The following is a 22,602-nucleotide window of genomic DNA, read 5'->3' as shown; positions in this document are numbered from 1 at the left end:
TCTTAAGAGTGCAAGAGATGCACCCCAGTCCGCCCCAGTCCGCCTAAGAACCGAAATCAACTTTTGGTACAGCACGTTCTGCTGCGTTTTCAATTTCGAAGTAATCCGCCTGCGCAAATTTGAATTGACCAGCAACCAGATTGGAAGGGAAGCTTTCCACCTTCGTGTTTAAATCCCGCGCGGTGCCATTGTAATAGCGGCGCGACATTTGAATTTCATCTTCGATCTCTTCAAGCGAGTTTTGAAGGTCGCGAAAACCTTCATTCGCTTTAAGGTCAGGGTATGCTTCTGCAACTGCCATCAATTTGCCTAGCGCCATGCCCAGCATTCCTTCTGCAGCCGAGCGACCTGCAACATCATCACCGTGGACATTTCCAGCTGCCGTGCGCATTTTTGTGACTTCTGCAAGCGTGTCAGATTCGTGGCTTGCATAGCCTTTGACGGTTTCAATCAAATTTGGAATGAGATTGGAGCGTCGCTTGAGCTGCACATCAATGCCGCTCCATGCTTCACGAACCATTTGACGGGCTTTGACCAAGCCATTGTAAATCGTAATCACATAGAAAATGATCGCGATGATCACGCCAATAATAATATATTCCATAAAAAACCCCTGAATCTCAAAACCTTATAAAAGCTTCAATATGGCTCATATCTTAGTGCGAAAAGGGACAAAGACAAGGCAAGGCGGCGGCGTTTGCAAATTTCTTGTCTGTTATCAATTGACTTTAGTGGTCACTGAGCAATAAATAATTCTGACTTGGTTACTCAACTATTAGGTCGGCATCGCCGAAAAACGTGCCGAAAAACGTATTGTCCAGTAAGACATCTCCGCTCCAGCCTTCCGCGCAAAACGCTGCCATTTTGAAAGGTACTAACCCTGCAAAAATGCGTAGCCTAGATTTGCGGTTGCGTGTGCTGATGGGGTTCTTGTTTCTGCTGGTTTCCGTGCCCTTTATTGCGCTCTTTTTCATGGCTGCTGGTGCGTTTGATGCATCTCTTTGGGCGCACCTTCTCAAGACGATCTTATTTTCAACCATTGGCACAACGCTTTATCTGCTTTTAGGTGTCGGGATTTTGGTGACTTTGATCGGTGTTTCTACCGCTTGGTTGGTCACGATGTGTGATTTTCCGGGGCGGCGTATTTTTGCTGTGCTGTTGCTGTTGCCACTTGCTTTGCCAACTTATGTCTCTGCTTTTGCTTATATTGAGTTTTTGGGTTTTACAGGCCCGTTGCAAACATTCATACGCGACCTGTTTGGCTATACATCGGTGAAGCAATATTGGTTCCCAGACTATCGCACCACCAATGGTGCGATCGTCATTATGTCGTTGGTACTATACCCTTATGTCTATCTCACAAGCCGCGCCTCGTTTGCCATGCAAACCGCCAGCACGTTTGATGCTTGCCGCACCCTTGGTGCAAGGCCTTGGCGATTGTTCAAAGAGATCGGTTTGCCGATGGCAAGGCCAGGGATCATTATTGGTGTCGCACTTGCACTTATGGAAGCTGCCAATGACATTGGAGCCGTAGAATTCTTCGGTGTGCGGACCCTTACAACCACCATTTATGATGTTTGGCTGAACCGTTCGAGCCTTTCAACAGCAGCGCAAATTGCTCTTTTCTTCTTGGCAATCATCACGTTCCTGCTCTGGATAGAACGCCGCGCCAGACGGGAGCAACGGCTCTATTCGCCAACTGGAAAAATGATCGGCTTTCAACCCTTTAAACTCAAGGGACGAAAAGTAGTATTTGCGATTGCTGCTTGTGGCGTGCCTGTTCTTTTAGGGTTTATCGTACCTGTGATTGTACTTGCAGAAAGTGCCATTGCGTATGGTTTTGATGGTGGGCTTGTTGAGTTGATTAAGCCCGCTAGAACTTCGGTCTTTTTGTCGTTAGCTGCGATGTTTGTAACCGTTGGTGCAGGTTTTCTGTTTGCCTATGCATCCAGCCTGCGCTTATCAGGTGTTTGGGAATTCTTGGTGCGGCTTACCACGCTTGGTTATGCCGTGCCCGGTGTCATTTTAGCCATTGGCGTGCTGGTGCCACTTGCCGCCTTTGACAATGCGTTGGATGGTGTGGCGCGGTCTTTGTTTGATTTTAAAACGGGCCTGTTGCTGTCTGGTACATCCATTGCGTTGATCTATGCTTATTCAATTCGCTTTCTACCAATGGCATTCGGTTCCAGCGACGCTGGCTTCCAGCGGCTATCACCAAACTACGCCCATGCGGCCCGCACTTTAGGGCGAACACAATCGACAACGTTGAAACAGGTTTATTTGCCCTTGATGAAACCTGCTCTGCTTACTGGCGGTATCTTAGTGTTCGTGGATTGCATGAAGGAGCTGCCAGCAACCTTGCTCTTGCGGCCATTTAATACAGACACGCTGGCCACCCGCATTTATGATGCAGCCTCGTTAGAGATTTTTGAAATGGGCGCACTGCCTGCTCTAACTATTATTGTGGTAGGCCTCGTGCCCGTTATTCTTTTGTCAGTGCAGCAGAAATAAAAAAGGCAGCCTATAAAGACTGCCTTTAAATCTCGAAGTATTGGATCAGCGCTTAGCTAACAATGTTCGCTTCTGTCACGGCGTTCACGTCATCCATCGTTACATCCGGTGCCAGTTCAACGATCTTGAGGCCGCCATCAACAACGTCGAAAACCCCAAGACCCGTGATAATGCGATCAACCACACCAGCGCCTGTAAGCGGCAAAGAACAGGCTTTTAAAAGTTTGCTTTCGCCCTTTTTATTCGCGTGATCCATCACCACAACAACCCGTTGAACACCAGCCACAAGATCCATTGCGCCTCCCATGCCTTTAACCAGCTTGCCAGGGATCATCCAGTTGGCCAGATCGCCATTTTCTGCAACTTCCATTGCGCCAAGGATCGACAAGTTGATGTGCCCACCACGGATCATGGCGAAACTATCAGCTGATGAGAAATAGCTCGTGCGATCAAGCTCGGTGATGGTTTGCTTGCCAGCATTGATCAAGTCTGGATCAACAGCATCTTCTGTTGGAAACGGACCCATGCCAAGCATGCCGTTTTCTGATTGAAGGGTGACATCCACGCCTTCAGGAATGTAGTTGGCAACCAATGTCGGAATGCCAATGCCAAGGTTCACGTAAAACCCATCTTCTAATTCTTGCGCGGCCCGTTCGGCCATTTGATTGCGGTCCCATGCCATGATCAATTCTCCTTAAGCTGCGCGTGTTGTGCGTTGTTCGATGCGTTTTTCGTGGTCGCCTTTAAAGATGCGCTGAACGAAAACGCTCGGCGTATCAATGGCATCCCCGTCAAGCTCATGCGGCTCAACCAGTTCTTCCACTTCCGCAATCGTGATCTTGCCGCACATGGCAGCCATCGGATTAAAGTTTTGAGCTGTTTTGCGGAACACAAGATTGCCCTGTGTGTCGCCTTTCCAAGCTTTCACGATAGCAATGTCAGCCTTGATGCCGTGCTCAAGGATGTAAGTTTTGCCGTCGAAATCTTTGTGCTCTTTGCCTTCTGCAACCGCTGTTCCAACACCTGTCTTTGTATAAAAACCTGGAATGCCTGCGCCGCCTGCGCGCATGCGTTCAGCAAGCGTGCCTTGTGGGTTGAATTCAATTTCAAGATCGCCTGCAAGATATTGCTGCATGAATAGATCATTCTCACCAACATAAGACGAGATCATCTTATCGACTTGGCGATCCTCAAGCAGAAGACCAAGACCGAATCCATCAACGCCTGCGTTGTTTGAGGCGATAGTGAGATTCTTGGTACCGGCTTTTTTAATACCGGCGATTAAATTTTCTGGAATACCGCAAAGGCCAAAGCCGCCTGAGGCAATCAACATCCCATCGAATAAAACGCCTTCAAGCGCTTCATCTGCGGACTGATAAACTTTTCCCATATTATCTCCCATTTCCCTCAAGATTCTAAGGGTGTGTGTATTTCTAAGGGTGTAAATGCGGCTGAGTTAAACTCAATGCCGCGATGGTAATTAATGCTGTGGTGCAACATATACCAATTTTAGGCCACGTCGACACAATTTCGCACAGTAATTTTGCAAAATGATATGGAGCTTTGATGCGATTGAGGTACATTTGATTGATGCGACATTCAACTATGGGATGAATGCTGTTTAGGGCACTGTGACCTTGTCAAAAAGCAATTAATTGCGCATGGCTAAATAGGAAAATTTGCAAAGGATTGTGGCTGTTTTGCTACGACGTTTTTTGGTTTCAATTGTGGGTCTAATTGCCTTGCTGCTCATCGTGTTGGCAGTGAGCTTTTTGTTAGTGCCTAAAGAGCGATTGAACGCCTTGATTGCAAAACAGTTGAGCGAAGCATTCGGGCATACAGTTGTCGTCACAGGCCGTCCTTCGGTCAGTTTGCTTCCTTATCTTTCTGTAAGCTTCGGGCCGTTGGCAGTAGCGGCAGCAGAAGAGGGTAGTGCTCCGTTAATTGAGATTGAGCGCGCCAACGGACGCTTGTCTGTTACGTCCTTATGGGAGGGAAACCCGTCACTGCGTTTTATCGTATTGGAACGGGCAAATGTGTCTTTAGTGCGCAAGCAGGACGGCAAGTCGAACTGGTCGACGGCACGTTTGTTTATCGAAGATAGGCAAGGGCCAAGTAATGCGCCTGCGCTACGCTTTCCTACCCGTTTGCGTTCAATTAAATTTACTGACAGCACATTGACGGTTGATGACGAGACGATGGAAAAACCTGAGACGTTTACGGGTATCAATGCCACTATTGTTGGTCCGCCGCGCAGTCAAAAATTTGCAATTAATGGTTCAATGATTTGGCGAGGTGAATTAGCAGAGTTTTCTGCAACGATGGCCGATCCCGGTGTGATGATGGCAGGAGGTACGACCAAAGCTGACTTCACGATTGAATCGGCTCCAGTTGTCGCACGCTTTAATGGCGATGTGGTTTGGAAAGAAAAATTGCAAGGCGATGGTATTTGGGAAGCTGATATTCCATCCGCTGGCAAGCTGGTTGAATGGATCGGAGTTAAAGGGGCTGATGCTCTTCCCGCAGACCAATTGCGCATTTTAGGAGACGGTGTCTTTACTGATGGAGCCTTTGAGTTTCGGCCAATATCTGTTCGCCTTGGTGATGGTAAGGCTGATGGCCGCTTGAAGGTATCAGTGGCAGAGGGTGCCGTTGGCTTGTCTGGAACATTGGCCTTCGACCAATTGCTTCTTGGTGAAATTGGAATTGGCGGGCAAGGCGGCAATAATCTTTTGGAAGATTTGCTGAAAACCAGCCAGTCTGGCGCCGTCGTTGATCTCAGATTGTCTGCTGAAACCGCTCGTATCGGTATGCAGGATGCAAACAATATGGCTGTTGGTTTGCTTTTGAAAGACAATAACCTAGTCGTGAATGTTGGCGCGATGGAGCTTGCTGGTGCTGATAATTTGATCAATGGCAAACTGGGGGGTGAACTCACCATTTCAAAAGAGGCAGAGGTTAGTGGCTTTGATGCTAATTTGACCCTTTCAGAAACCAGCTTCGCGTCGATCAGCCAGCCAACGTCCGTTCCATTGCCTTTTGAAGGCGATATATCCCTCACACTGCAAATGAGGGCAAAAGGCGAAAGCCAAGAGAAAGTCGTGAATTCGTTCGAAGTGGAAGCCGCTGCCCACTTGAAACAAGGGGTGTTGAAAGAAGTTGCCCTTGATAAAATGAGTGATCCAGCAGCCCTTGAAGCGGGCACTGTTAATGGGATGGATGAGCAAACCGACTTTGAGACGGGTGAAATTCAAGCAATTATTCGTGCTGATGGAAATATGGAAATCACCAAATTCGTTTTGAAAACTGAGCAGAATGAGTTTTCGAGCAGTGGTGTGATCGATCTAGTTGAAAACCGATTATCCCTGCTTGGTGTCGCGAAGAAAAAGAGCGACGATGACAGCAGCGAAGGGCCATTACCAGCTATTCCTTTCAGCCTCGGTGGTACGATGTCTAAACCGAAAGTAACAAGTGTCGCGGGTAAGGCTCTTTAAGATTTCCAATGTGTATGTCGCCAAAAATAGCGGCGTTCAGACTTCATCAACCAAAATAAAACTATAATAGCGTCAGTAGTGTGGGCCATATCGATGTAATTCGTGTGGCGTTAGAGTGTCGTTTGACGAAATTTGTCAACGAAATGATGGTGTTAGTAAATTGGTTCAATTGCTTTCTCTCAGTTTGAAGGTTGCAATAGCATCTCTAATCACAGGGATGTCGATGTCCTATTTCAACATCACTATTGAGAGTTTTCTGGATAAATTTGGTTTCACCAAAACAGAGTTCATCGCTTGGCTTACGCAAGCTTTTGAGTGGATGTTACCGAATATTATTTTGGGGTCTTTCATAATTATCCCGATTTGGCTCGTCATATTGCTTCTTACTCCGTCATCTGGAAATCGTCAGGAATAGACGCAGTTTTCGCTTTTCTTCCGTCATTAGTCCTCCTAAGGTCGCTTTATTGCTGACCAATTGGGACGAATGAAACTATGCAATTTATGAAAGAACGTGAGGACCTTGCCGCAAGCCTTCGATTGGCTGAGCACTTCGATCTGCATGAAGGCATTTGCAATCATTTCTCTTATCAAGTGTCTGGCAATGAGGATGGGGAAGAAGAGCTGTTCTTGATCAACGCCTATGGATTGCATTGGTCTGAGATTAGACCTGAAAATCTAATCTTGATGAATGCAAAGGGCGAGACATTGGAAGGCGAGGGAGAGGCCGAAGCTTCAGCCCGCAATATCCATATCGCAGGCCACCGTGCCAATTCGCGGCATTTGTGCTTGTTTCACACCCATATGCCTTATGCGACAGCACTCACCATGCTAAAGGGCGGGCGTCTTGAAATGGCCCATCAAACTGCATGTCGCTATTATGGCCGTGTCGGTTATGAGGGCGAATTTGGTGGTTTAGCTGCAAGCGAAGAAGAAGGCGAACGCCTTGCGCAGCAGGCTAAGAGCAATGCGGGCGCTGACGTTATATTTCTCGCCAATCACGGGGTCGTGGTCGGCGGACCAACAGCAGCACAAGCATTCGATGATCTTTATTATTTAGAGCGTGCTTGTCGCCAACAAGTGCTGGCACAATCAACAGGTATGGCGCTTAACATCGTCTCCAATGAGGTCGCTGAACAAACCGCCAAACAATATCAGGCAGAGTTTGACGTCATGCCTGATTTGCACTTTGCAGCCCTTAAGCGCGTCGTTGGAATAAATTGATAGGCGGCTTACTAGCTAAAATCGTAATCTGAGAACGTCCTTGATGTGAGGTCTATATTACCTGGTCGCATAACAGGTGGGAAGGCGCGGTCTCTGCAATTTACTTGCTCGCAAAGGCGACAGGTAACACCGATTTGCAAAGGGGCACGACCTAAAAATCCGTCGCCATAAATCAAGTCTTTGGCATGGAGAATATCGCACCCAATAATGAAAGTGCGTCTGCGTGGTCTATCACCGTGGCCAAAAGCGCGGGTCTTTTCTGAGTGAGCAACAATCAACCATTCTGGCCCATCTGGAAGGGCAAGGCTTTCAACTGCGACACGCCCATGATTGGTGTTTACGCCCGGTGGCACGAGCTTCAAGCAAGGATTGCCAGCGCGCGGCAATGTGAAGTTTGCCCCCGGGCTGAATGTGCAAACATTGCCCACGGGATCTAGCTCAATCATGAAAAACGGAATGCCCGCGCGCCCTGGTTGATGCAGGCTTGTAAGACGCCGCACCACATCACGCCAGCGCACCTGAAACCGTCTTGCAAGCAGGCCAATATCATGGCGTGAACGGGCAGCAGCAGTATAGAAAGCCTCATAAGGCATGAGCATTGAAATGGCGAAATAATGCGCACATTCCAGCGTTAAAAACCGTGCTGTTTCATCATTATCAAAACCTGCTTCAGAGACGGTTTCCTCAATCAACTCTTTATAGTTTAACAGCGCAATTTGACTGGCAAGCGCAATGTTACGCTCTTCTGGTGTGAGGCGTTCTGAAATGAACACGCGCTGCGAATGTCGATCATAACGGATCGAGTGATCTGGCATGGTATGAACTGGCAAAATCTTGACGCTGATTTGGCGTTCTTCCAAAAGAAAGTTCTTGAGCTTTGCTAGAATATCATCGCCACTTCCAAGCTCTTGGCTAAGGGCGGTAGCTGCCTCATCGATGTCGGGAAAATAATAAGATCTTGCTTGCAAAAAATCACGAACCTCATCAAGCGGAAGGCGGCTTTGGGTCACGACTTGCGCTTTGGCTTCGTCAGACATCAAATGCGACAAGGTCGATAATTTATCAGTTGTCTCTTTGTAAGTTCGATAAAGCTGAATGAGGCCGGACACCAAATTGGGAGATGTGTCTGCTGCTTCGACAAGTTCTGAATCAGACACAATTTCTGTCACAAGCAACGGGTCGGAGAACACTTCCTTTAAAGCTTCAGCGGTCTGCCCACTTTCGTCACCCTGCAATTCTTTGAGATCAATCTCATATTTAGAAGAGAGCTTGAGCAGCAGTTGCACTGTTAAAGGGCGCTGGTTGCGCTCAATAAGATTGAGATAGCTTGGCGAAATGCCAAGTTCTTCTGCCATTGCAGCCTGTGTTAGGCTGAGTTGGGTGCGTACGCGCCTGATGCGGGGACCTGCAAATATTTTCTGATCTGCCATCTCATTGCCTCTGTGTAATCGCTGCGGTGTGTCGTGAAGTTTACAAGCTCAATTTGCTGATATGAAAAGAAGTTTACAAAAAAACTTCATTTATATCAATGCGTAGCAGATTTAAATTTCAATTTGTAAATTACGTTGGCATAGTCGTTGTTAGGAATTGTCAATTTTGACAAAACTTTACATCGCTTAGTTAAGGCCATGCACTCAGCAATGGTTCAAGCAGGCGGACCGATAAATGCTAGCAAAGGAGCACTATCATGCAAGCGAAAGCAAAAGTTAAAGAAAGAACAGAAGAGCAAGTTGAGCTTTTAGATGATGAGCAGGCAACTGCAATTCGGATACTTGCTAATGAAATTCACCGGTTGAATCAATCTGTAATTCGTGCCGTTGAAGCAGGTGTTTCAGTTGAGCTAGTACGCACAGCGCGTCATCACAGCAGCAACAGCAATTGGGGTGATCTAGTTGTGCCTATCATTAAGCAAAACTAAGCTTAAGACTCTCACATAGTTATAGAAAAAGGCGGCTCAAAGTGAGCCGCCTTTTTGATTTATATAGATGACAGTGGGACGAATTATTGTGCCAAAACCCGTTCATTTGGGAATGTCACATGGATCAATGTCCCATAATCAACTCGCGAGTTGATGACGAATTTGGCGCGGTTTGCTTCAACCAATGCTTTGGTCAGTGGAAGACCGAGGCCTGTGCCATTTGCTTTTCCGTGGCTTTCTGTGCCGACTTGGCGGAAAGGTTCAAGGGCAATCTCTAATTCTGCTTCGCTCATGCCAATACCCGTGTCACGAACCCGTATGCTGACTTCACCATTTTCCTCTAATGCGGTTGAAATGATGACTTGCCCGCCAGAATTTGTAAATTTCACAGCGTTCGACAAAAGGTTGAGCGCGATCTGCCTGATTGAACGGGCATCTGCCACCACATTTGGCAGGCTATCTTCCAAACTTGTACGAATGATAATGCGGTCTTTGTTTGCATCTGGTTGCATAATCGCCACAGCTTCACGGATTAGTTCATTAAGCTGCACTGAGGCGAAGGTGAGGTCGAGTTTGCCAGCTTCAATTTTGGAAAGATCCAAAAGATCATTCACAAGACTGATGAGGTGTTCGCCAGAATTATGAATATCGCGGGCATATCCTAAATAGCGTGGGTTATTCATCTCCCCAAAGCGCTCTTCCATCATAACTTCAGAAAAGCCGATGATGGCATTTAGCGGCGTGCGGATTTCGTGGCTTACTTTGGCAAGGAAATCTGATTTCTGCGCGTTAGCATTTTCTGCGATACGGCGGCTTTCAATCAGCTCTTCTTCAGCACGTTTCCACTGGGTGATATCACGCAACACGGCGCAATAGCCTTTGTTTTCTTTGTTGTTCTCATCGTCCAACTTACCAATGGTCATGAACAACGGCATCAAGCCACCATTTGCTTCGCGTCCAATCACCTCGCGTCCGTCATTCAAAACACTGGCAACACCATTGCTTGAAAGACCATCGAGATAGTCGCTAACTGAGCGCTGGCTTTCTTCGGCGAAGAGAGATGAGAAACTCAAATTGCGCATTTCGCGGCGGTCTCTGCCGAACAAGGCTTCAGCGCTTGCATTGGCATGGATAACATCGCCTGAATTATCGACAATGATAATGCCATCGGATGCGATATCCATCACATCGGTGGATTGACCAATGAGCTTGGAGACTTTGCTTTCTTCGCTTTGGGCCTCATCTGATTGCTCAAGGTGCGCCGATAAAGTGAGTAGCAAAGCTTGTTCGCCCTGCCAGTCGCCAGATTGTAAGCGGACATCGACATTGGCGGTTGAACCGTCGGCCATCTTGGCGCGAACGACTTGTGTCATTGGTTCTTCTTGCTCATCTGCTTTCACAACAAGCCGTTTGAACATGTCTAGTTCATCACTGGTTTCTGCTGTTATTTCAGGCTTGAACAGCGTGTTGACGCCGCCATTTTCGATTAACTCGTCGATAGAATTATACCCTAGGAAATCTAGGACAGCTTGATTGGCAAAAAGCACATTGCGTTGTCTTGAGACAATAAGGCCGAGTGGCAATCGGTTTAAAATTCCATGCGGTTCATCATCAACTGACTCAGCCGCTACTTTTTGCTCGGTAGCATCGCCTACTGAAGGTGATTTTGGCTGAAAAATATGGTCTTCATCTGCTTCACCGTCTTCGGTGGTGCTTTCCATATCGTTTGCGACATCGTCTTTTTGAACCGATGATTTCTTGAGGCTATTAACGCCCAAAATTGCTGCGGCGCCAGCGCCCAGCCCTTTGGCAATCTTACCAACAGGCTTGTCGCTTTTAGCGTCTTCTGTATCGGTCTTCTTATTGAGTAGTTCAGCGGCGCGATCATCAACGGATTTGTTATTCGTCTTAATTCTAGGCGATCCCTCAATGGCGTTAGCAGCGGCCAAATCAATGCTGTCTTGCAAAGTCTTGTCATCGCTTGAAGGAGCATCATTATCCGAAGAATTCTTGTCGTCTTTATGTGTGATTTCTGAACTCAAAACATCTGCGATTTGCTTGAATGTTTTTTGTTCTGGTTTGCTCAAATTGCCGTTTTGAGCATCCTCTTCACTAACGTCTTTTAAGCCTCGGCCATTGCCATGCAATCGGATGATATTGTCATCATCGTTTGCTGTGGGTTGGTCAGTAAGATGAACCACGGTATTGCGGACGTTGTCATCGCCGTCTTGATCATTAAGCTCTGCACGAAAACGTTCAGCGTCGTCCTCGTCATCATCAGAGGATTGCCCCCAGTCAAGTTCTTGTTCACTGGCATCTTCAGAACCACCGAGGCCAGTGCTGCGGTCAATGTTGCCTTCATCATCGCCAGACAATGGCGTTGTTGCGACAAAGGTTTCCCATTCATCTTCAGCGTTTTCGCTCACGTCGGTTTCTTCAACGATTACCAGCGCGTCAAGCTCTGGGTGAACCGCGACATTTTCCCAGTCCATTGTTCCAAAACCTCTAAAGCCCTGGAATAATCTGTTTCGATCAAACACAGGCATAGCGGTGAGCGAGATTGGAACGCGTTTAGGGGCGTCTTCGTCAGCGCCAGCCTCATTTAGTGGCCAGTAACTGGTTTCAGTCCAAATCGCTTGGCCTTTAAGATGGCGGGCAATTTTACCGTCGGCATCAAGCTTCATTGTTTGCGAAAGTTCGCCCCAACTTGATCCGACAAAGGCATCGTCATCGGTGCTCATGGCCTTGTGAAATTCTGGCGAGAGTGATTTTAAATTGCTGTCGAGGTCAAACTCAAACAAAAAGCGGGTAGGCTTTTCGCTTGTTGATGTGTCGTCATTTTCTGAATGATCACCCGTGTCCACATTGTCATCTGTGCTTGCTGTATCGTAAGTGTCTGCGTTGTCTTCCACGAGATCAGCCGCTTGCTCTTCAGCATCAATGGTTGTGGAGGCAGTTACTTCGTCTTCGACATCAGTATCAACTGGCGTTTCGTCTGATGCTTCATCTTCGTTTACATCAGTATCGTTGTTCAGCACTTCACCTGCACTAATCGCAGCACCTGCCGCGATACCTGCTGCAGCTGCGCCAATGCCAAGGGTGGCGTCATCATTGTCATCGACTTCCGACCCCGTGTCGTCTTCCGGTTGAGTGTCGACGTCCAGTTCAATGCCATCTGGCGCAGTCGTTTCTGCTTCGTCAGCGAGCGCATTAACGTGCTCTAGCTGTCCTTCTTGCTCTGGAATTTCAGCAATATCTTCTACAATCACAGCATCGTCGGTTGCGGCGATTGTTTCCTCTTCAACAACAACATCTTCGATGATTGCAAAGATTGAGGTGAGGGCACCTTTCTTTTTGCGCTGTGCATAGCCGATAATTGCTTGCGCGCCGTCGTTTAGTGAGATTGATGCGATATCTTGGTCTTCTAACGCTTTTGCTAAATTACGCAGAACCTTTTTGCTCACATCTGCATCACGAAATTCATTGGATTCTTGCAAACGCCCGCCGTCCTCAGACAGCAAGGCGACAGAGAGTTCACTGCGTGAAAATAGTTTGATGAAACGAAGCGCGTTTTTCTGGTGATCGTTCTCGTCAAATTTCTTTTCTGGTGCATCAACTTCTACCAAAACGCCTGTTGTGCCGTCGCTCAATTTTAAGTGCGTCAATTCTGCCTTAACCGAAACAGCCTTCATGCCACGCAAAAATTTCATTTTGCGGGAGATGGTCTTGTTGAAGTTTTTGCTTTTACCCAACCGATTGATTTCAATCGATGCAGGCGAAATTCTTCTGAAGGAACGCGAAAGCAAGTCAGTGATCGACTTGGTACCGAAAAAGCGGCAACCCGCTTCATTTGCCCATAAAAGACGATCACCCTCAGGCGCCCAAAGCCATGCCGGGTTTTCGTTGAACAATGCCTTTGACACTTTATGGTTCGTGAGAGCGATGCCGAACGTTTTGGTAGGGGTGCTCATTGTGCATTCCTTGCTGTCATAGCCACCCGAAAAATTATTTAGGTGGTGAAGGGACCATTTTTAAGAGTTTTCATAGCCCTTCTGCGAGCATTTGGTCCAGCTTTTGCGCGTGAATCAAGTCAATTCTGTTCATATTTGGTTAACTTTGGGGCGGTGAGGGAGCTCTGTAGTAATAAAAATTGTGCAATGCACAAATAAATGTTGCAATGCAATATAAATGCACTATATTGAGGATAAGAAGATGGTTCTAAGGGCCCATCGCACTCCCAACGTTTTCACTTAATTCATTTTTTTGCACAGGAACACACCATGGCAACCGCTAAAACAAAGACAGCTCCAAAAACTGCAACTGAAGCTAAAGGCGCAACAACAGACGCGTTTGCATTCCCAACACCGTCTTTTGATTCTTTCGGCCCAGCTTTCCAAGGCATGGCAGACGAGAGCCTTGCTAAAGGCAAAGAAGCTTTTGACAAATTCACATCTGCTTCTGAAGAAGCTAAAGATGCGTTGGAAGTAACTTTTGAAAAAACGCGCAACAGCGTGATTGAACTCAATGAGAAAACAATGAGCGTTGCAGAGACAAATTCAAAAGCGGCTCTTGAGCATGCTAAAGAAGTGATGTCTGTGAAGAGCTTTACGGATGTACTCGAATTGCAAGCAGCTTTCGTTAAAAAGCAAATGGGTGTTTTCCAAGATCAGGCGCAAGCGTTTCAGGAAATGACAACAAATGCTGCTCAAGAAGCAACACAACCTTATCAAGCTGCGTTCGAAAAATCATTGAACGCATTCAAACCTGCGTAATTGCTTCACGCAATAATCGGTTTTATGAAGGCCTCGCTTATAAGCGGGGCCTTTTCTTTTAAGGCTGTTCTACGATTTTGTGAATTTTCCAAAGAAAAGTGCTTGAAATGGAAGTCAATTGCGCTTAGTCCAAGAGCAAATGTGCAGTCGTAGCTCAGTTGGTTAGAGCGTCGGCTTGTGGCGCCGAAGGCCGGTGGTTCAAATCCACCCGACTGTACCATTCCCTTTTCCGTAATTTTGAACCGTTTAAAACAAACTGCCCTGATTATCATTAGGCGTTGTTTTCGGCTTGGCAGCTTTTGGTTTCGCTGGTGGTGCGCTCGGCGTTGAAGGTGAAGCAGTGCCGCCAATCATCTCAGCGCGACCATCTGCCAATTGCACGCTATAGCCTGCACCTGCCGTAATGCCTTTAACGGATCTAACAGGTTCGTTGTTGCCATCACGCACCAAAGCAAAGCCACGGGCAAGTACACTTTCATAAGATACCAATTTCAAAACCCCTGCGACCCGCTCAAAGGATGCACGGCGCCTGTCTTGCAGTGTCACTGTCGCACGATCAGCACGGGCGTGGAGTTGGGTGAGTTGTGTTTGGTGGGTCTCAACTTTGCGAAGCAGTGTATTCGGCGTCAGGCGCGAACTTGCAGAGGTAAGTTGGTTGCGCCCGATGTTTGCTCGCTGGCGAAGAGCCGCTGCTGCCTTGCCGCTTTGCTCCGTGAGCCGCCGCCGCGCAATATCAAGCGACTGCGCCAGCGTGTTGATGGAAAGCCGTCCTTGTGATGCGCTCAACCGATTTCGATAATCCCGCATCGTGCCATCTATTGAACGGGGTAGGCGGCCCGTTGCTTCATCAAGCCGCTGCCTTGGTAGGGCGAGCAAGGATGACAGGGAAGGCAATGCACGGGAAAGACCGCGCAGATTGTTCTTCTGGTTTTCAAGGTTGCGACCAACTGCACCCTTGTTGCGTCTGTCTAAATCATCGATCGCAGCCAAAAGGTCAGCCCGCACAGGAACCGCCATTTCAGCAGCACCCGTTGGTGTTGGTGCGCGTTGATCGCTGGCATAGTCAATCAGTGTCCAATCTGTTTCGTGGCCAACAGCGGAAATCAGCGGAATATCGCTTTCAGCTGCAGCGCGAACAACCGCTTCATCATTAAAGCCCCAAAGGTCTTCAAGTGATCCGCCACCACGCGCAACAATCAAGAGGTCGGGTTTTACCAATCCGTTGGAGCCATCAAAAGCGTTAAAGCCACGAATGGCATTTGCCACTTCATTGCCGCATGTTTCACCCTGCACCCTTGCTGGCCATAAAAGCACGTGGGTTGGAAAGCGGTCATCGAGGCGGTGCATAATATCGCGGATGACTGCGCCCGTTGGCGAGGTGATCACGCCGATGACTTTTGGCAGATAGGGAAGAAGCTGCTTGCGGGCGGGATCAAACAATCCTTCTGCCGTGAGCTTACGTTTGCGCTCCTCAAGCAAAGCCATCAAAGCGCCAACACCGGCAGGCTCTAATGATTCGATGATAATTTGATATTTCGATGTACCAGGATAAGTGGTGAGTTTGCCTGTTGCAATCACCTCTAAACCTTCTTCCGGTTTCACTTTCAGCTTGTTGTAAACGCCTTTCCAGACAATCGCATCAATTTTTGCCTTCTCATCTTTCAAGCCAAAATATGAATGACCTGAACGGACTGGCCCGCTGAAGCCAGAAATTTCGCCACGCACGCGCACATAGCCATAAGCATCCTCTACCGTTTTCTTTACGGCGCGGGATATTTCCGAGACGGTAAATTCGCTCGCGTTGCTATTGGCGTTATCGCTCATTGTGTCTTTCGTCATTCAGCGTTATTGGTGCCAGTATGGCGCGCTATAACTACAAAATGCAACGGCTCTATATCGACCATCCACTACTGGATGGTGGTGAGGTGGTGCTTGATAAAAATCAATCAAATTACCTCATCAATGTGCTTCGCATGGGCGTGGGTGCAGAATTGCTGGTCTTTAACGGCAAAGACGGCGAATGGCTAGCCGTGCTTGAAGGTGCTTCGAAAAAAGCGGCGGTGCTAAAAACCAAAGAGCAAACCCGTCCGCAGCCTGATGCATCTAAGCTCAGCTATTACTTTGCGCCGTTAAAACACGCCCGCCTCGATTACATGGTGCAAAAGGCTGTTGAAATGGGGGCAGGGCGGCTTTGTCCGGTGTTTACAGATCACACACAGGTCAATCGCCTAAACCTTGAACGGATGCGAGCAAATGCTGTTGAGGCGGCGGAACAGTGTGGAATTTTAGCAATCCCTGTTGTTGAAGAACCGACCAAGTTGCAGCCTTTGATTGAGGGTTGGCCTGCCGATGATGCGCTGGTTTTTTGTGATGAAAGCGAAGAGGGCGACAACCCCATCACGCTTCTGCAGGATGTTGCAGGCAGCAATATTGGTGTGTTGATTGGGCCTGAAGGCGGGTTTAGTGACAATGAACGCACGCTTTTAAAAGCTCAAAATTTTGTGAAAACAATACCCCTTGGCCCACGCATATTGCGGGCAGATACCGCCGCTGTTGCAGCGCTTGCTGTGGTTCAGGCGGCCATTGGTGACTGGGTTTCAAAGCGCAACTAAGATTTTTTGAACAATCAGTTAAACAGTTTGCACTTTCCAATTGCGTCAAATTGTGGTTATCGGTCTGGAATTAAATTATTCTGATAGCTTTCTCGTTATCTACCATTGAGGAATTTGGAGTTTTGCGATGGCACGCGATGTAGTTGATGAAACGCCGATTGAGGGCGTGGCAGAACTCGCAAACTGGATTGCAGAAGGTTGCAAGCCAGAAGCTGATTTTCGTATTGGCACAGAGCACGAGAAGTTTGGCTTCCGTCCCAACACCAATGAGCCTATCCCCTATGAGGGGCCAGATGGCATTGAGGCGCTTCTAACATCCATGCAAGCGCTGCTTGATTGGGAACCAATTGTTGATGATGGTCGCATCATTGGCCTTGCTGCAAAAAGCGGCGGCGGTGCGATTTCTATTGAACCAGGCGGGCAGTTTGAATTATCTGGTGCGCCTTTAGAGACAATCCACGACACATGCAAAGAAGCGCATACGCATTTGATGCACGTTAGAAAATGTGCGGACGATCTCAATATCAATTTCCTCGGTGTCGGCTCATCACCAATTTGGTCGTTTGACGAAACACCGAAAATGCCGAAATCGCGCTATGATATTATGCGCAACTATATGCCGAAGGTTGGTACCCGTGGTCTCGATATGATGCACCGTACGTGCACCATTCAAGTGAACCTCGATTTCTCCTCAGAAGCGGACATGATCAAGAAGATGCAGGTATCGATTGCCCTGCAGCCGATCGCGACTGCTCTGTTTGCAAATTCTCCGTTCTTAGATGGCAAGCCAACGGGCTGTCTGTCTGAGCGTTCTGAAATTTGGAAAGACACGGACAACAACCGTGCAGGCATGCTGCCTTTCGTTTTTGATAAAGGCTTCGGCTTTGATGCCTACGTGCGATATGCGCTCGACGTGCCGATGTATTTCTTAAAGCGCGGTGATGACTATCACGATGTGACAGGCACGACGTTCCGCCAGTTCATGGATGGTGCTTTGAAAAATACAGTGCCACAAGGTTATCCAATGATGGGCGACTGGGTGAACCATTTAGGGACGATCTTCCCAGAAGTCCGCTTGAAGCGTTTCTTGGAAATGCGCGGTGCAGATGGTGGCCCGTGGCGTGGTATTTGCGCACTTCCAGCTTTCTGGGTTGGATTGCTTTACAATCAAACAGCACTCGATGCAGCCTACGATCTGATATCTGATTGGACGACAGATGAGATGCAAGCATTGCGCGATGCAGTTTCGATTGAAGGACTGCAAGCAACGCTCAAAGGCCGCACGGTTCATGAAATCGCGAAAGAAGTTGTTGGCTTGTCGCGCGAAGGTTTGAAATCGCGCGAACGCCTCAGCGATACAGGTCTTGATGAGACGCAATATTTAGAGCCCGTTCTTGAAACGCTCGTAAGTGGTAAGACGCAAGCAGAAAAGATGCTGGCGAAATATCATGGCGAATGGAATGAAAGCCTCGCGCCGATCTTCAAAGAATACGCATTCTAGGGCGTTTATTGCTGAGTAGCTTCTTGATTGGCGGCACGTTATATGCCGACATTTGCCCAGTTGAGTGCATAGGCCGTTGTTACAACGGCGATGATTGTTGATATTAACACCACCGATGAAATTCGACGCACCATAACCTCGTATTGTTGAGCGATAACAAAGACATTGCCCGCTACTGGTAGGGAGGCAACCACCACCCCAATCATCAAGGTTTCACCTCTCACGCCAAAAAGTGTGAGCGCGACATAGGCGATGAGCGGGTGTGCGATTAATTTTAGAACGGAAATAACAACGATAGAAGCGCCATCCCCTTCAAACTTGCGACTGGCAAGTGAAATTCCAAGCGCAAAAAGCGCTGCAGGACCAGCGGCACCGGCCAAAAAATCGACGAAGCGTTCGGTAGGGCCAGGTAGTCCAATGCCTGTTGCAGACAGAATGAACCCACCAAAAATCGAGAAGATGAAGGGGTTGAGTAAACTGGCTTTAACGACCCGTTTGAGTGAGTTACCGATAGAGCCACCATTGGAGGCTTCAAGCAGTGCGATACTCAAAGGGACAAAGAGGATAAGGTCGATAAGCAACGCGGTTGCCGCAACCCGCACGCCATCTGCACCAAAGGCCGCTGCCATGAGCGGAAAACCCAAAAAGCCGACATTGCCAATGGAAGCTGCTTGCCCCGTGAGTGCCATTTCTCTCAAACGACCATTGAAAAAAGCGCGGCTGAAGATCATGCCGATGATGAAGACGATAGTGGTTGCGATAAACCATGCGATCAAAAAAGGAATATCGATCAACTCACCAAAATCTTGCCGCGCAAGACCGCTGATCACCAAGGCGGGCATGGTGAAGTTGAACACGAACACATTGATGATGCGCGAGGCGGAGCCATCAATCATGCCCAAACGAACAGCGATTACGCCAAGTGCGATAACAGCAAAAAAGGGAATGGTGAGATTTAAAACAGTGGTCATTGATCAAGCTGACTGAGGAGCGTGAGGTATTTTGATAGGCTGGGTATCATAAATCAAGCCGCTAATCTGAAACTTACAGTTGACGGTCGTCGTTCGTAAGTCTTTTATTTAGTCCAACCGAATTTCATAGGGAGAAGAGCGTTGAATAATCTTTTTGAGATGATGATGCAGGCTCAAGATGGCGGTGCGATGGATACGCTGGGTAAGCAGTTTGGTCTTTCGCAGGAGCAAACTGAGCAAGCGCTTGAATTGATGATGCCTGCCTTCTCCAATGGTTTGAAGCGCAACACCTCTGACCCAATGGCGTTGATGAATTTCATGTCGGCACTCTCTTCTGGCCGCCATCAGCAATATCATGATGACCCAGCTTCTGCCTTTCGTGATGAAGCGATGGGCGAAGGAAATGCGATCCTAGGCCATTTGTTTGGATCAAAAGACACAAGTCGCGCCGTTGCCGACCAAGTCGCTCTTGCCTCTGGCATTGGTCCGTCGATCTTGAAAAAGATGCTCCCAGTGGTGGCGAGCATGGTTATGGGGGGCCTGTTTAAAGGCACGCAAGGCCGTACATCGCAAGGCGGCGGCATGATGGATGAGCTGCTTGGTAGCTTCATGGAAAATATGATGGGCGGCAATATGGGCCGTATGCAACAAACTCAACGCAGACAGCAAAACCCAATGGGAAATAACCCGTTCGGCAATATGCTGGAAGATTTTCTAGGCGGCGGCATGAGTGCCCAACCACGTGCGTCTCGTGAGCAATATCGTGCGCCAGAACGCGGTGAAGATATGTTTGGTGAGATGTTTGAAACTGGCAGAAAAGTGCAAGAAGATTACCGCAAAAATGTCGACGATATTTTTAGCCAATATTTGGACGGCATGAAACGAAGATAAGCCCAGAACCCATCCTGATTGAGATAAATTCTGAGCTTAAGTTTTAACCTACAATCTAGTGTAGCTGTTCGCTGGTGCCTTGTGCTTTTGGCAATGAGGACCGTTTCGCCTCGCCATTAAACGGGGTTGGCACGATTGATTGCAGATATTCAGCACGCCGAATGTGATCGTTGCGATTGACCGCGCGCCGTTGAACGCTGATGAGCTTCAAACGTGTTGTCGGCAAAAGCTGCGAGCGGCTTTTCAGCACATAATGGAGATCACCACGGGTCAAGCTCATGTCATCCAAAATTGCATTATCAAGCTCGAGCATGTTGCGTACTTCTTGGGAGCTTTTGCGACGGGCAAAATAATCAGACCAAGCCTGCCCACCAATTCGCATCACCGCACTCAAAGAAGAGACGACAGTGGCGGTAATCGCCTTCGTAAAGCCTGCGTGTTTCGCGAGGGGAAGCGTCTGCTTCTGTGTAGCACCACATGGTGTCATTGTCGGTGTTTGCGTGTTTAATTCGAGATAGTTTGTCATTGTCGTTCTCCTTTCTAAGATATTGTCAAAAACAGGCACTAATCGGGTGGGGGTGTGCAAACAGCATACCGATGGACGCAATAAAGGAGCCGCCTCCGCGGGGGGATGGTGCGAAGGCGACAGGGGAGATTAATGTCTGTTAGAGACAAGATGAGAATGATCGAATTCGTTTGATCAATCAAACGAATGTTTTTGATTGATATCATCACAATAATTGATGAATATGCGAGAACCACCTTTGGAGGCTCTCATGGCAACACCGCTTGATTTGGATCAACTAAAGACTTTCGTGGCCATTGCGGAAAATGGCTCCTTCACCCGAGCGGCTGATACGGTGTTCAAAACCCAGTCTGCGGTTTCAATGCAAATGCGTCGATTAGAAGAGCGTATCGGCAAGTCTCTCTTTGTGCGTGATGGCAGGCAATCGCGGTTAAGTAGTGATGGTGAGCGGCTATTGGTTTATGCCCGCCGGATGGTTCAATTGTCTTCTGAGACTTTGGCAGCTTTCGATGAAAATCGGCTAGAAGGTGTTGTTCGTTTTGGTATGCCGGATGATTTCGCTGATCGATTTCTGCCAGAAGTTTTGGCGCGTTTTGCCCATTCAAACCCGAAGGTTGAAATTGAATTTGCCTGTGAAGCCTCACCCTATCTCGTGGACGGCATCAAAAACGGCAGGCTTGATCTTGCCTTGATTACCCACGACAGCAGCAAAGGCAGCGCCCATGTGGTGCGTGAAGAGCCGCTCTTATGGGTCACATCCGCCTATCACGACACCCACAAGCGAGACGTGTTGCCTGCAGCCTTTGGCCGCGAGACGTGCCTTTGGCGAAAGCAGGCGGAGGCTAAATTGGTCGAACAGGGGCGGAGTTATAGTCTAAAATATTCAAGCTGGTCTGCAACTGTGATTGCCGCAACTGTGCTCTCAGGCCTTGCTGTTTCTGTCCTGCCTGAATCAGCGCTTAGAAGCGGTATGCGTGTGTTGAAGGAGGAAGATGGATTTCCACCATTGGAAAACTGTCAGATCGCACTCGTGTGGGCTGGTAATACCTATAGCGACACGGTGAAAGCCTTGGCGGATCATGTGATCGATTCTCTCGGCAACCTGTCATCTCCTCTCAGTGATATGCAGGGCGATCCGTCTTTAGTGCGCACCATACAAGGTCAAAATGGCAAGCGGTTAAGGCCGGGACACATCATGGCAGGTTGGTAGGTTTACTGCTTGCTGGCTTTGCTACGGCTTAAGACGAAATAATTTCCAACCAAGACGAGGGCTAATCCAACAAGCGAGAGCGCTGTCCATTGATAACCTTCTGTCACGGTTGAAATCAGCAGGGCGAAAATTGGGAATATCACCGTCGCATAGCCCGCCCGTGCTGCTCCTATTCGCCCTAGCAATGTCAGATAAACCGCGAAAGCAAGCAGCGTTGAAAGCACGGTCAACCAAACCAGTGACCCAAGATAGATTGCCGTGGTTTCAATAATGAAGGGCTGACCTCTGACCACTGAGATTAAAGCCACCCATAAGGTGCCATAAAACATGCCCCATCCGTTCATAGAAACAAGGGGAAGGCCCGCCGCCTGATTTTTCGCGGACCAAATGCCACCGAGTGAAAAACAGACCACACCGCAAAATCCCAATAGGAAGCCGATTAGTGCGCTGTGATTGAACGTGGTGCCCGAAATTTCTGGCCAAAACACGAAAGCAATACCACAAAGACCAATGACACCACCGAGCGCCACCCGATTATCTGGTCGTTGCCGGAATAAGATTGAACTCAAAATCAGGCTGGTAATGGATGCCGTTGAAAAAATTACCGAGAGCAATCCAGACGCGAGGCCTTGTAGGGCTGCGTAATAAAACACCAAAAAATTTGTCGAGAAGATCAAGATACCAAGCAGAGCAAAACGCGCATGATTGGCGAGGGAAAAGCGTATTTGACGTTTTGTGATGATCAAGAACAAGAACATCAAAATGCTGGCACCAGCAAACCGCCATGTCAGCGATACTTCAGGTGCTACCACGCCGACTTGCAAAGAGAGCGGATACCAGCTGGTGCTCCACGCAAAGATAATGATTGCATAGAGGCTAAGGTCGAAGCCAGTAAAGCGGAAGCTTGTCGATTGAGGAGAGGGGGCGTTTGATCGGTTCGTCATGAACCAAAGCACCACGCAACCATTTGAATGT

General features: G+C 48.2%; 18 protein-coding genes and 1 tRNA gene. 10 read left to right on the top strand and 9 right to left on the bottom strand.

All coding sequences use genetic code 11. From position 1 onward, the window contains the following. Positions 1-43: 43 nt before the first annotated feature. Positions 44-604 carry a LemA family protein gene (locus ABJO30_12620; protein ID MEP3233661.1) on the bottom strand — a complete coding sequence of 187 codons (561 nt, stop codon included), beginning with the start codon at positions 602-604 and terminating at the stop codon, positions 44-46. Positions 605-888: 284 nt separating this feature from the next. On the opposite strand from ABJO30_12620, the gene ABJO30_12615 reads away from it, so the two are divergent. Beyond that, positions 889-2,511, top strand: a complete 1,623-nt coding sequence (locus ABJO30_12615; protein MEP3233660.1) for an iron ABC transporter permease — start codon at positions 889-891, stop codon at positions 2,509-2,511. 52 nt (positions 2,512-2,563) lie between these two features. Here the strand turns inward: ABJO30_12615 and ABJO30_12610 are convergent, their stop codons facing one another. Together ABJO30_12610 and ABJO30_12605 are read right to left on the bottom strand one after the other, a co-directional pair. Then, positions 2,564-3,193 carry a 3-oxoacid CoA-transferase subunit B gene (locus ABJO30_12610; protein MEP3233659.1) on the bottom strand — a complete coding sequence of 210 codons (630 nt, stop codon included), beginning with the start codon at positions 3,191-3,193 and terminating at the stop codon, positions 2,564-2,566. Between the two features lie 12 nt (positions 3,194-3,205). Beyond that, complete coding sequence (locus ABJO30_12605) at positions 3,206-3,901, bottom strand: CoA transferase subunit A (GenBank protein MEP3233658.1); 696 nt, start codon at positions 3,899-3,901, stop codon at positions 3,206-3,208. Positions 3,902-4,211: 310 nt separating this feature from the next. On the opposite strand from ABJO30_12605, the gene ABJO30_12600 reads away from it, so the two are divergent. Then, positions 4,212-6,005, top strand: a complete 1,794-nt coding sequence (locus ABJO30_12600) for an AsmA family protein (GenBank protein MEP3233657.1) — start codon at positions 4,212-4,214, stop codon at positions 6,003-6,005. A 492-nt stretch (positions 6,006-6,497) separates the two neighbouring features. Then, positions 6,498-7,226, top strand: a complete 729-nt coding sequence (locus ABJO30_12595; protein MEP3233656.1) for an aldolase — start codon at positions 6,498-6,500, stop codon at positions 7,224-7,226. Between the two features lie 11 nt (positions 7,227-7,237). Here ABJO30_12595 and ABJO30_12590 read toward each other — a convergent pair whose 3' ends face one another. Beyond that, entirely contained in the window at positions 7,238-8,656 is a 1,419-nt protein-coding gene (locus tag ABJO30_12590; GenBank protein ID MEP3233655.1) for a short-chain fatty acyl-CoA regulator family protein, read from the bottom strand. 257 nt (positions 8,657-8,913) lie between these two features. Between ABJO30_12590 and ABJO30_12585 the strand changes: the two genes are divergently transcribed. Beyond that, positions 8,914-9,144: a hypothetical protein gene (locus ABJO30_12585; GenBank protein ID MEP3233654.1), complete on the top strand. Its 231-nt coding sequence runs from the start codon at positions 8,914-8,916 to the stop codon at positions 9,142-9,144. A gap of 83 nt (positions 9,145-9,227) precedes the next feature. Here the strand turns inward: ABJO30_12585 and ABJO30_12580 are convergent, their stop codons facing one another. Then, the gene (locus ABJO30_12580; GenBank protein MEP3233653.1) at positions 9,228-13,115 is read right to left on the bottom strand and encodes a PAS domain-containing protein; all 3,888 of its coding nucleotides are present in this window, start codon (positions 13,113-13,115) and stop codon (positions 9,228-9,230) included. Between the two features lie 309 nt (positions 13,116-13,424). Here ABJO30_12580 and ABJO30_12575 point away from each other — a divergent pair, with 309 nt between their 5' ends. Then, the gene (locus ABJO30_12575; protein MEP3233652.1) at positions 13,425-13,916 is read left to right on the top strand and encodes a phasin family protein; all 492 of its coding nucleotides are present in this window, start codon (positions 13,425-13,427) and stop codon (positions 13,914-13,916) included. A gap of 143 nt (positions 13,917-14,059) precedes the next feature. Then, a tRNA-His gene (locus ABJO30_12570) sits at positions 14,060-14,136 on the top strand. 26 nt (positions 14,137-14,162) lie between these two features. On the opposite strand, the gene xseA is transcribed toward ABJO30_12570, so the two are convergent. Further along, the gene (gene xseA / locus ABJO30_12565) at positions 14,163-15,740 is read right to left on the bottom strand and encodes an exodeoxyribonuclease VII large subunit (GenBank protein ID MEP3233651.1); all 1,578 of its coding nucleotides are present in this window, start codon (positions 15,738-15,740) and stop codon (positions 14,163-14,165) included. 35 nt (positions 15,741-15,775) lie between these two features. Here xseA and ABJO30_12560 point away from each other — a divergent pair, with 35 nt between their 5' ends. Further along, a complete protein-coding gene (locus ABJO30_12560) occupies positions 15,776-16,528 on the top strand; it encodes a 16S rRNA (uracil(1498)-N(3))-methyltransferase (GenBank protein MEP3233650.1) in 753 nt (250 codons plus the stop codon). Between the two features lie 127 nt (positions 16,529-16,655). Next, complete coding sequence (locus ABJO30_12555) at positions 16,656-18,029, top strand: glutamate--cysteine ligase (protein MEP3233649.1); 1,374 nt, start codon at positions 16,656-16,658, stop codon at positions 18,027-18,029. A gap of 38 nt (positions 18,030-18,067) precedes the next feature. Here ABJO30_12555 and ABJO30_12550 read toward each other — a convergent pair whose 3' ends face one another. Next, complete coding sequence (locus ABJO30_12550) at positions 18,068-19,000, bottom strand: AEC family transporter (GenBank protein ID MEP3233648.1); 933 nt, start codon at positions 18,998-19,000, stop codon at positions 18,068-18,070. Positions 19,001-19,141: 141 nt separating this feature from the next. On the opposite strand from ABJO30_12550, the gene ABJO30_12545 reads away from it, so the two are divergent. After that, positions 19,142-19,891 carry a DUF937 domain-containing protein gene (locus ABJO30_12545; protein ID MEP3233647.1) on the top strand — a complete coding sequence of 250 codons (750 nt, stop codon included), beginning with the start codon at positions 19,142-19,144 and terminating at the stop codon, positions 19,889-19,891. A gap of 55 nt (positions 19,892-19,946) precedes the next feature. Here ABJO30_12545 and ABJO30_12540 read toward each other — a convergent pair whose 3' ends face one another. Further along, the gene (locus ABJO30_12540) at positions 19,947-20,417 is read right to left on the bottom strand and encodes a hypothetical protein (GenBank protein ID MEP3233646.1); all 471 of its coding nucleotides are present in this window, start codon (positions 20,415-20,417) and stop codon (positions 19,947-19,949) included. A 250-nt stretch (positions 20,418-20,667) separates the two neighbouring features. Between ABJO30_12540 and ABJO30_12535 the strand changes: the two genes are divergently transcribed. Beyond that, the gene (locus tag ABJO30_12535) at positions 20,668-21,627 is read left to right on the top strand and encodes a LysR substrate-binding domain-containing protein (protein MEP3233645.1); all 960 of its coding nucleotides are present in this window, start codon (positions 20,668-20,670) and stop codon (positions 21,625-21,627) included. Between the two features lie 2 nt (positions 21,628-21,629). Here the strand turns inward: ABJO30_12535 and ABJO30_12530 are convergent, their stop codons facing one another. Next, a complete protein-coding gene (locus ABJO30_12530; protein MEP3233644.1) occupies positions 21,630-22,571 on the bottom strand; it encodes a DMT family transporter in 942 nt (313 codons plus the stop codon). Positions 22,572-22,602 lie beyond the last annotated feature (31 nt).

Source organism: Hyphomicrobiales bacterium, assembly GCA_039973685.1.
In the GTDB taxonomy this organism is placed as follows: domain Bacteria; phylum Pseudomonadota; class Alphaproteobacteria; order Rhizobiales; family JACESI01; genus JACESI01.
The sequence above is the reverse complement of the archived record's forward strand: the minus strand, read 5'-3'. Positions and strand labels throughout refer to the sequence as shown.

What these genes read in the sequence shown, in the direction of transcription:
- ABJO30_12620 (MEP3233661.1), bottom strand. Translation starts at nt 604, where the DNA reads ATGGAATATATTATTATTGGCGTGATCATCGCGATCATTTTCTATGTG.
- ABJO30_12615 (MEP3233660.1), top strand. Translation starts at nt 889, where the DNA reads ATGCGTAGCCTAGATTTGCGGTTGCGTGTGCTGATGGGGTTCTTGTTT.
- ABJO30_12610 (MEP3233659.1), bottom strand. Translation starts at nt 3,193, where the DNA reads ATGGCATGGGACCGCAATCAAATGGCCGAACGGGCCGCGCAAGAATTA.
- ABJO30_12605 (MEP3233658.1), bottom strand. Translation starts at nt 3,901, where the DNA reads ATGGGAAAAGTTTATCAGTCCGCAGATGAAGCGCTTGAAGGCGTTTTA.
- ABJO30_12595 (MEP3233656.1), top strand. Translation starts at nt 6,498, where the DNA reads ATGCAATTTATGAAAGAACGTGAGGACCTTGCCGCAAGCCTTCGATTG.
- ABJO30_12590 (MEP3233655.1), bottom strand. Translation starts at nt 8,656, where the DNA reads ATGGCAGATCAGAAAATATTTGCAGGTCCCCGCATCAGGCGCGTACGC.
- ABJO30_12585 (MEP3233654.1), top strand. Translation starts at nt 8,914, where the DNA reads ATGCAAGCGAAAGCAAAAGTTAAAGAAAGAACAGAAGAGCAAGTTGAG.
- ABJO30_12580 (MEP3233653.1), bottom strand. Translation starts at nt 13,115, where the DNA reads ATGAGCACCCCTACCAAAACGTTCGGCATCGCTCTCACGAACCATAAA.
- ABJO30_12575 (MEP3233652.1), top strand. Translation starts at nt 13,425, where the DNA reads ATGGCAACCGCTAAAACAAAGACAGCTCCAAAAACTGCAACTGAAGCT.
- xseA (MEP3233651.1), bottom strand. Translation starts at nt 15,740, where the DNA reads ATGAGCGATAACGCCAATAGCAACGCGAGCGAATTTACCGTCTCGGAA.
- ABJO30_12560 (MEP3233650.1), top strand. Translation starts at nt 15,776, where the DNA reads ATGGCGCGCTATAACTACAAAATGCAACGGCTCTATATCGACCATCCA.
- ABJO30_12555 (MEP3233649.1), top strand. Translation starts at nt 16,656, where the DNA reads ATGGCACGCGATGTAGTTGATGAAACGCCGATTGAGGGCGTGGCAGAA.
- ABJO30_12550 (MEP3233648.1), bottom strand. Translation starts at nt 19,000, where the DNA reads ATGACCACTGTTTTAAATCTCACCATTCCCTTTTTTGCTGTTATCGCA.
- ABJO30_12540 (MEP3233646.1), bottom strand. Translation starts at nt 20,417, where the DNA reads ATGACAAACTATCTCGAATTAAACACGCAAACACCGACAATGACACCA.
- ABJO30_12535 (MEP3233645.1), top strand. Translation starts at nt 20,668, where the DNA reads ATGGCAACACCGCTTGATTTGGATCAACTAAAGACTTTCGTGGCCATT.
- ABJO30_12530 (MEP3233644.1), bottom strand. Translation starts at nt 22,571, where the DNA reads ATGACGAACCGATCAAACGCCCCCTCTCCTCAATCGACAAGCTTCCGC.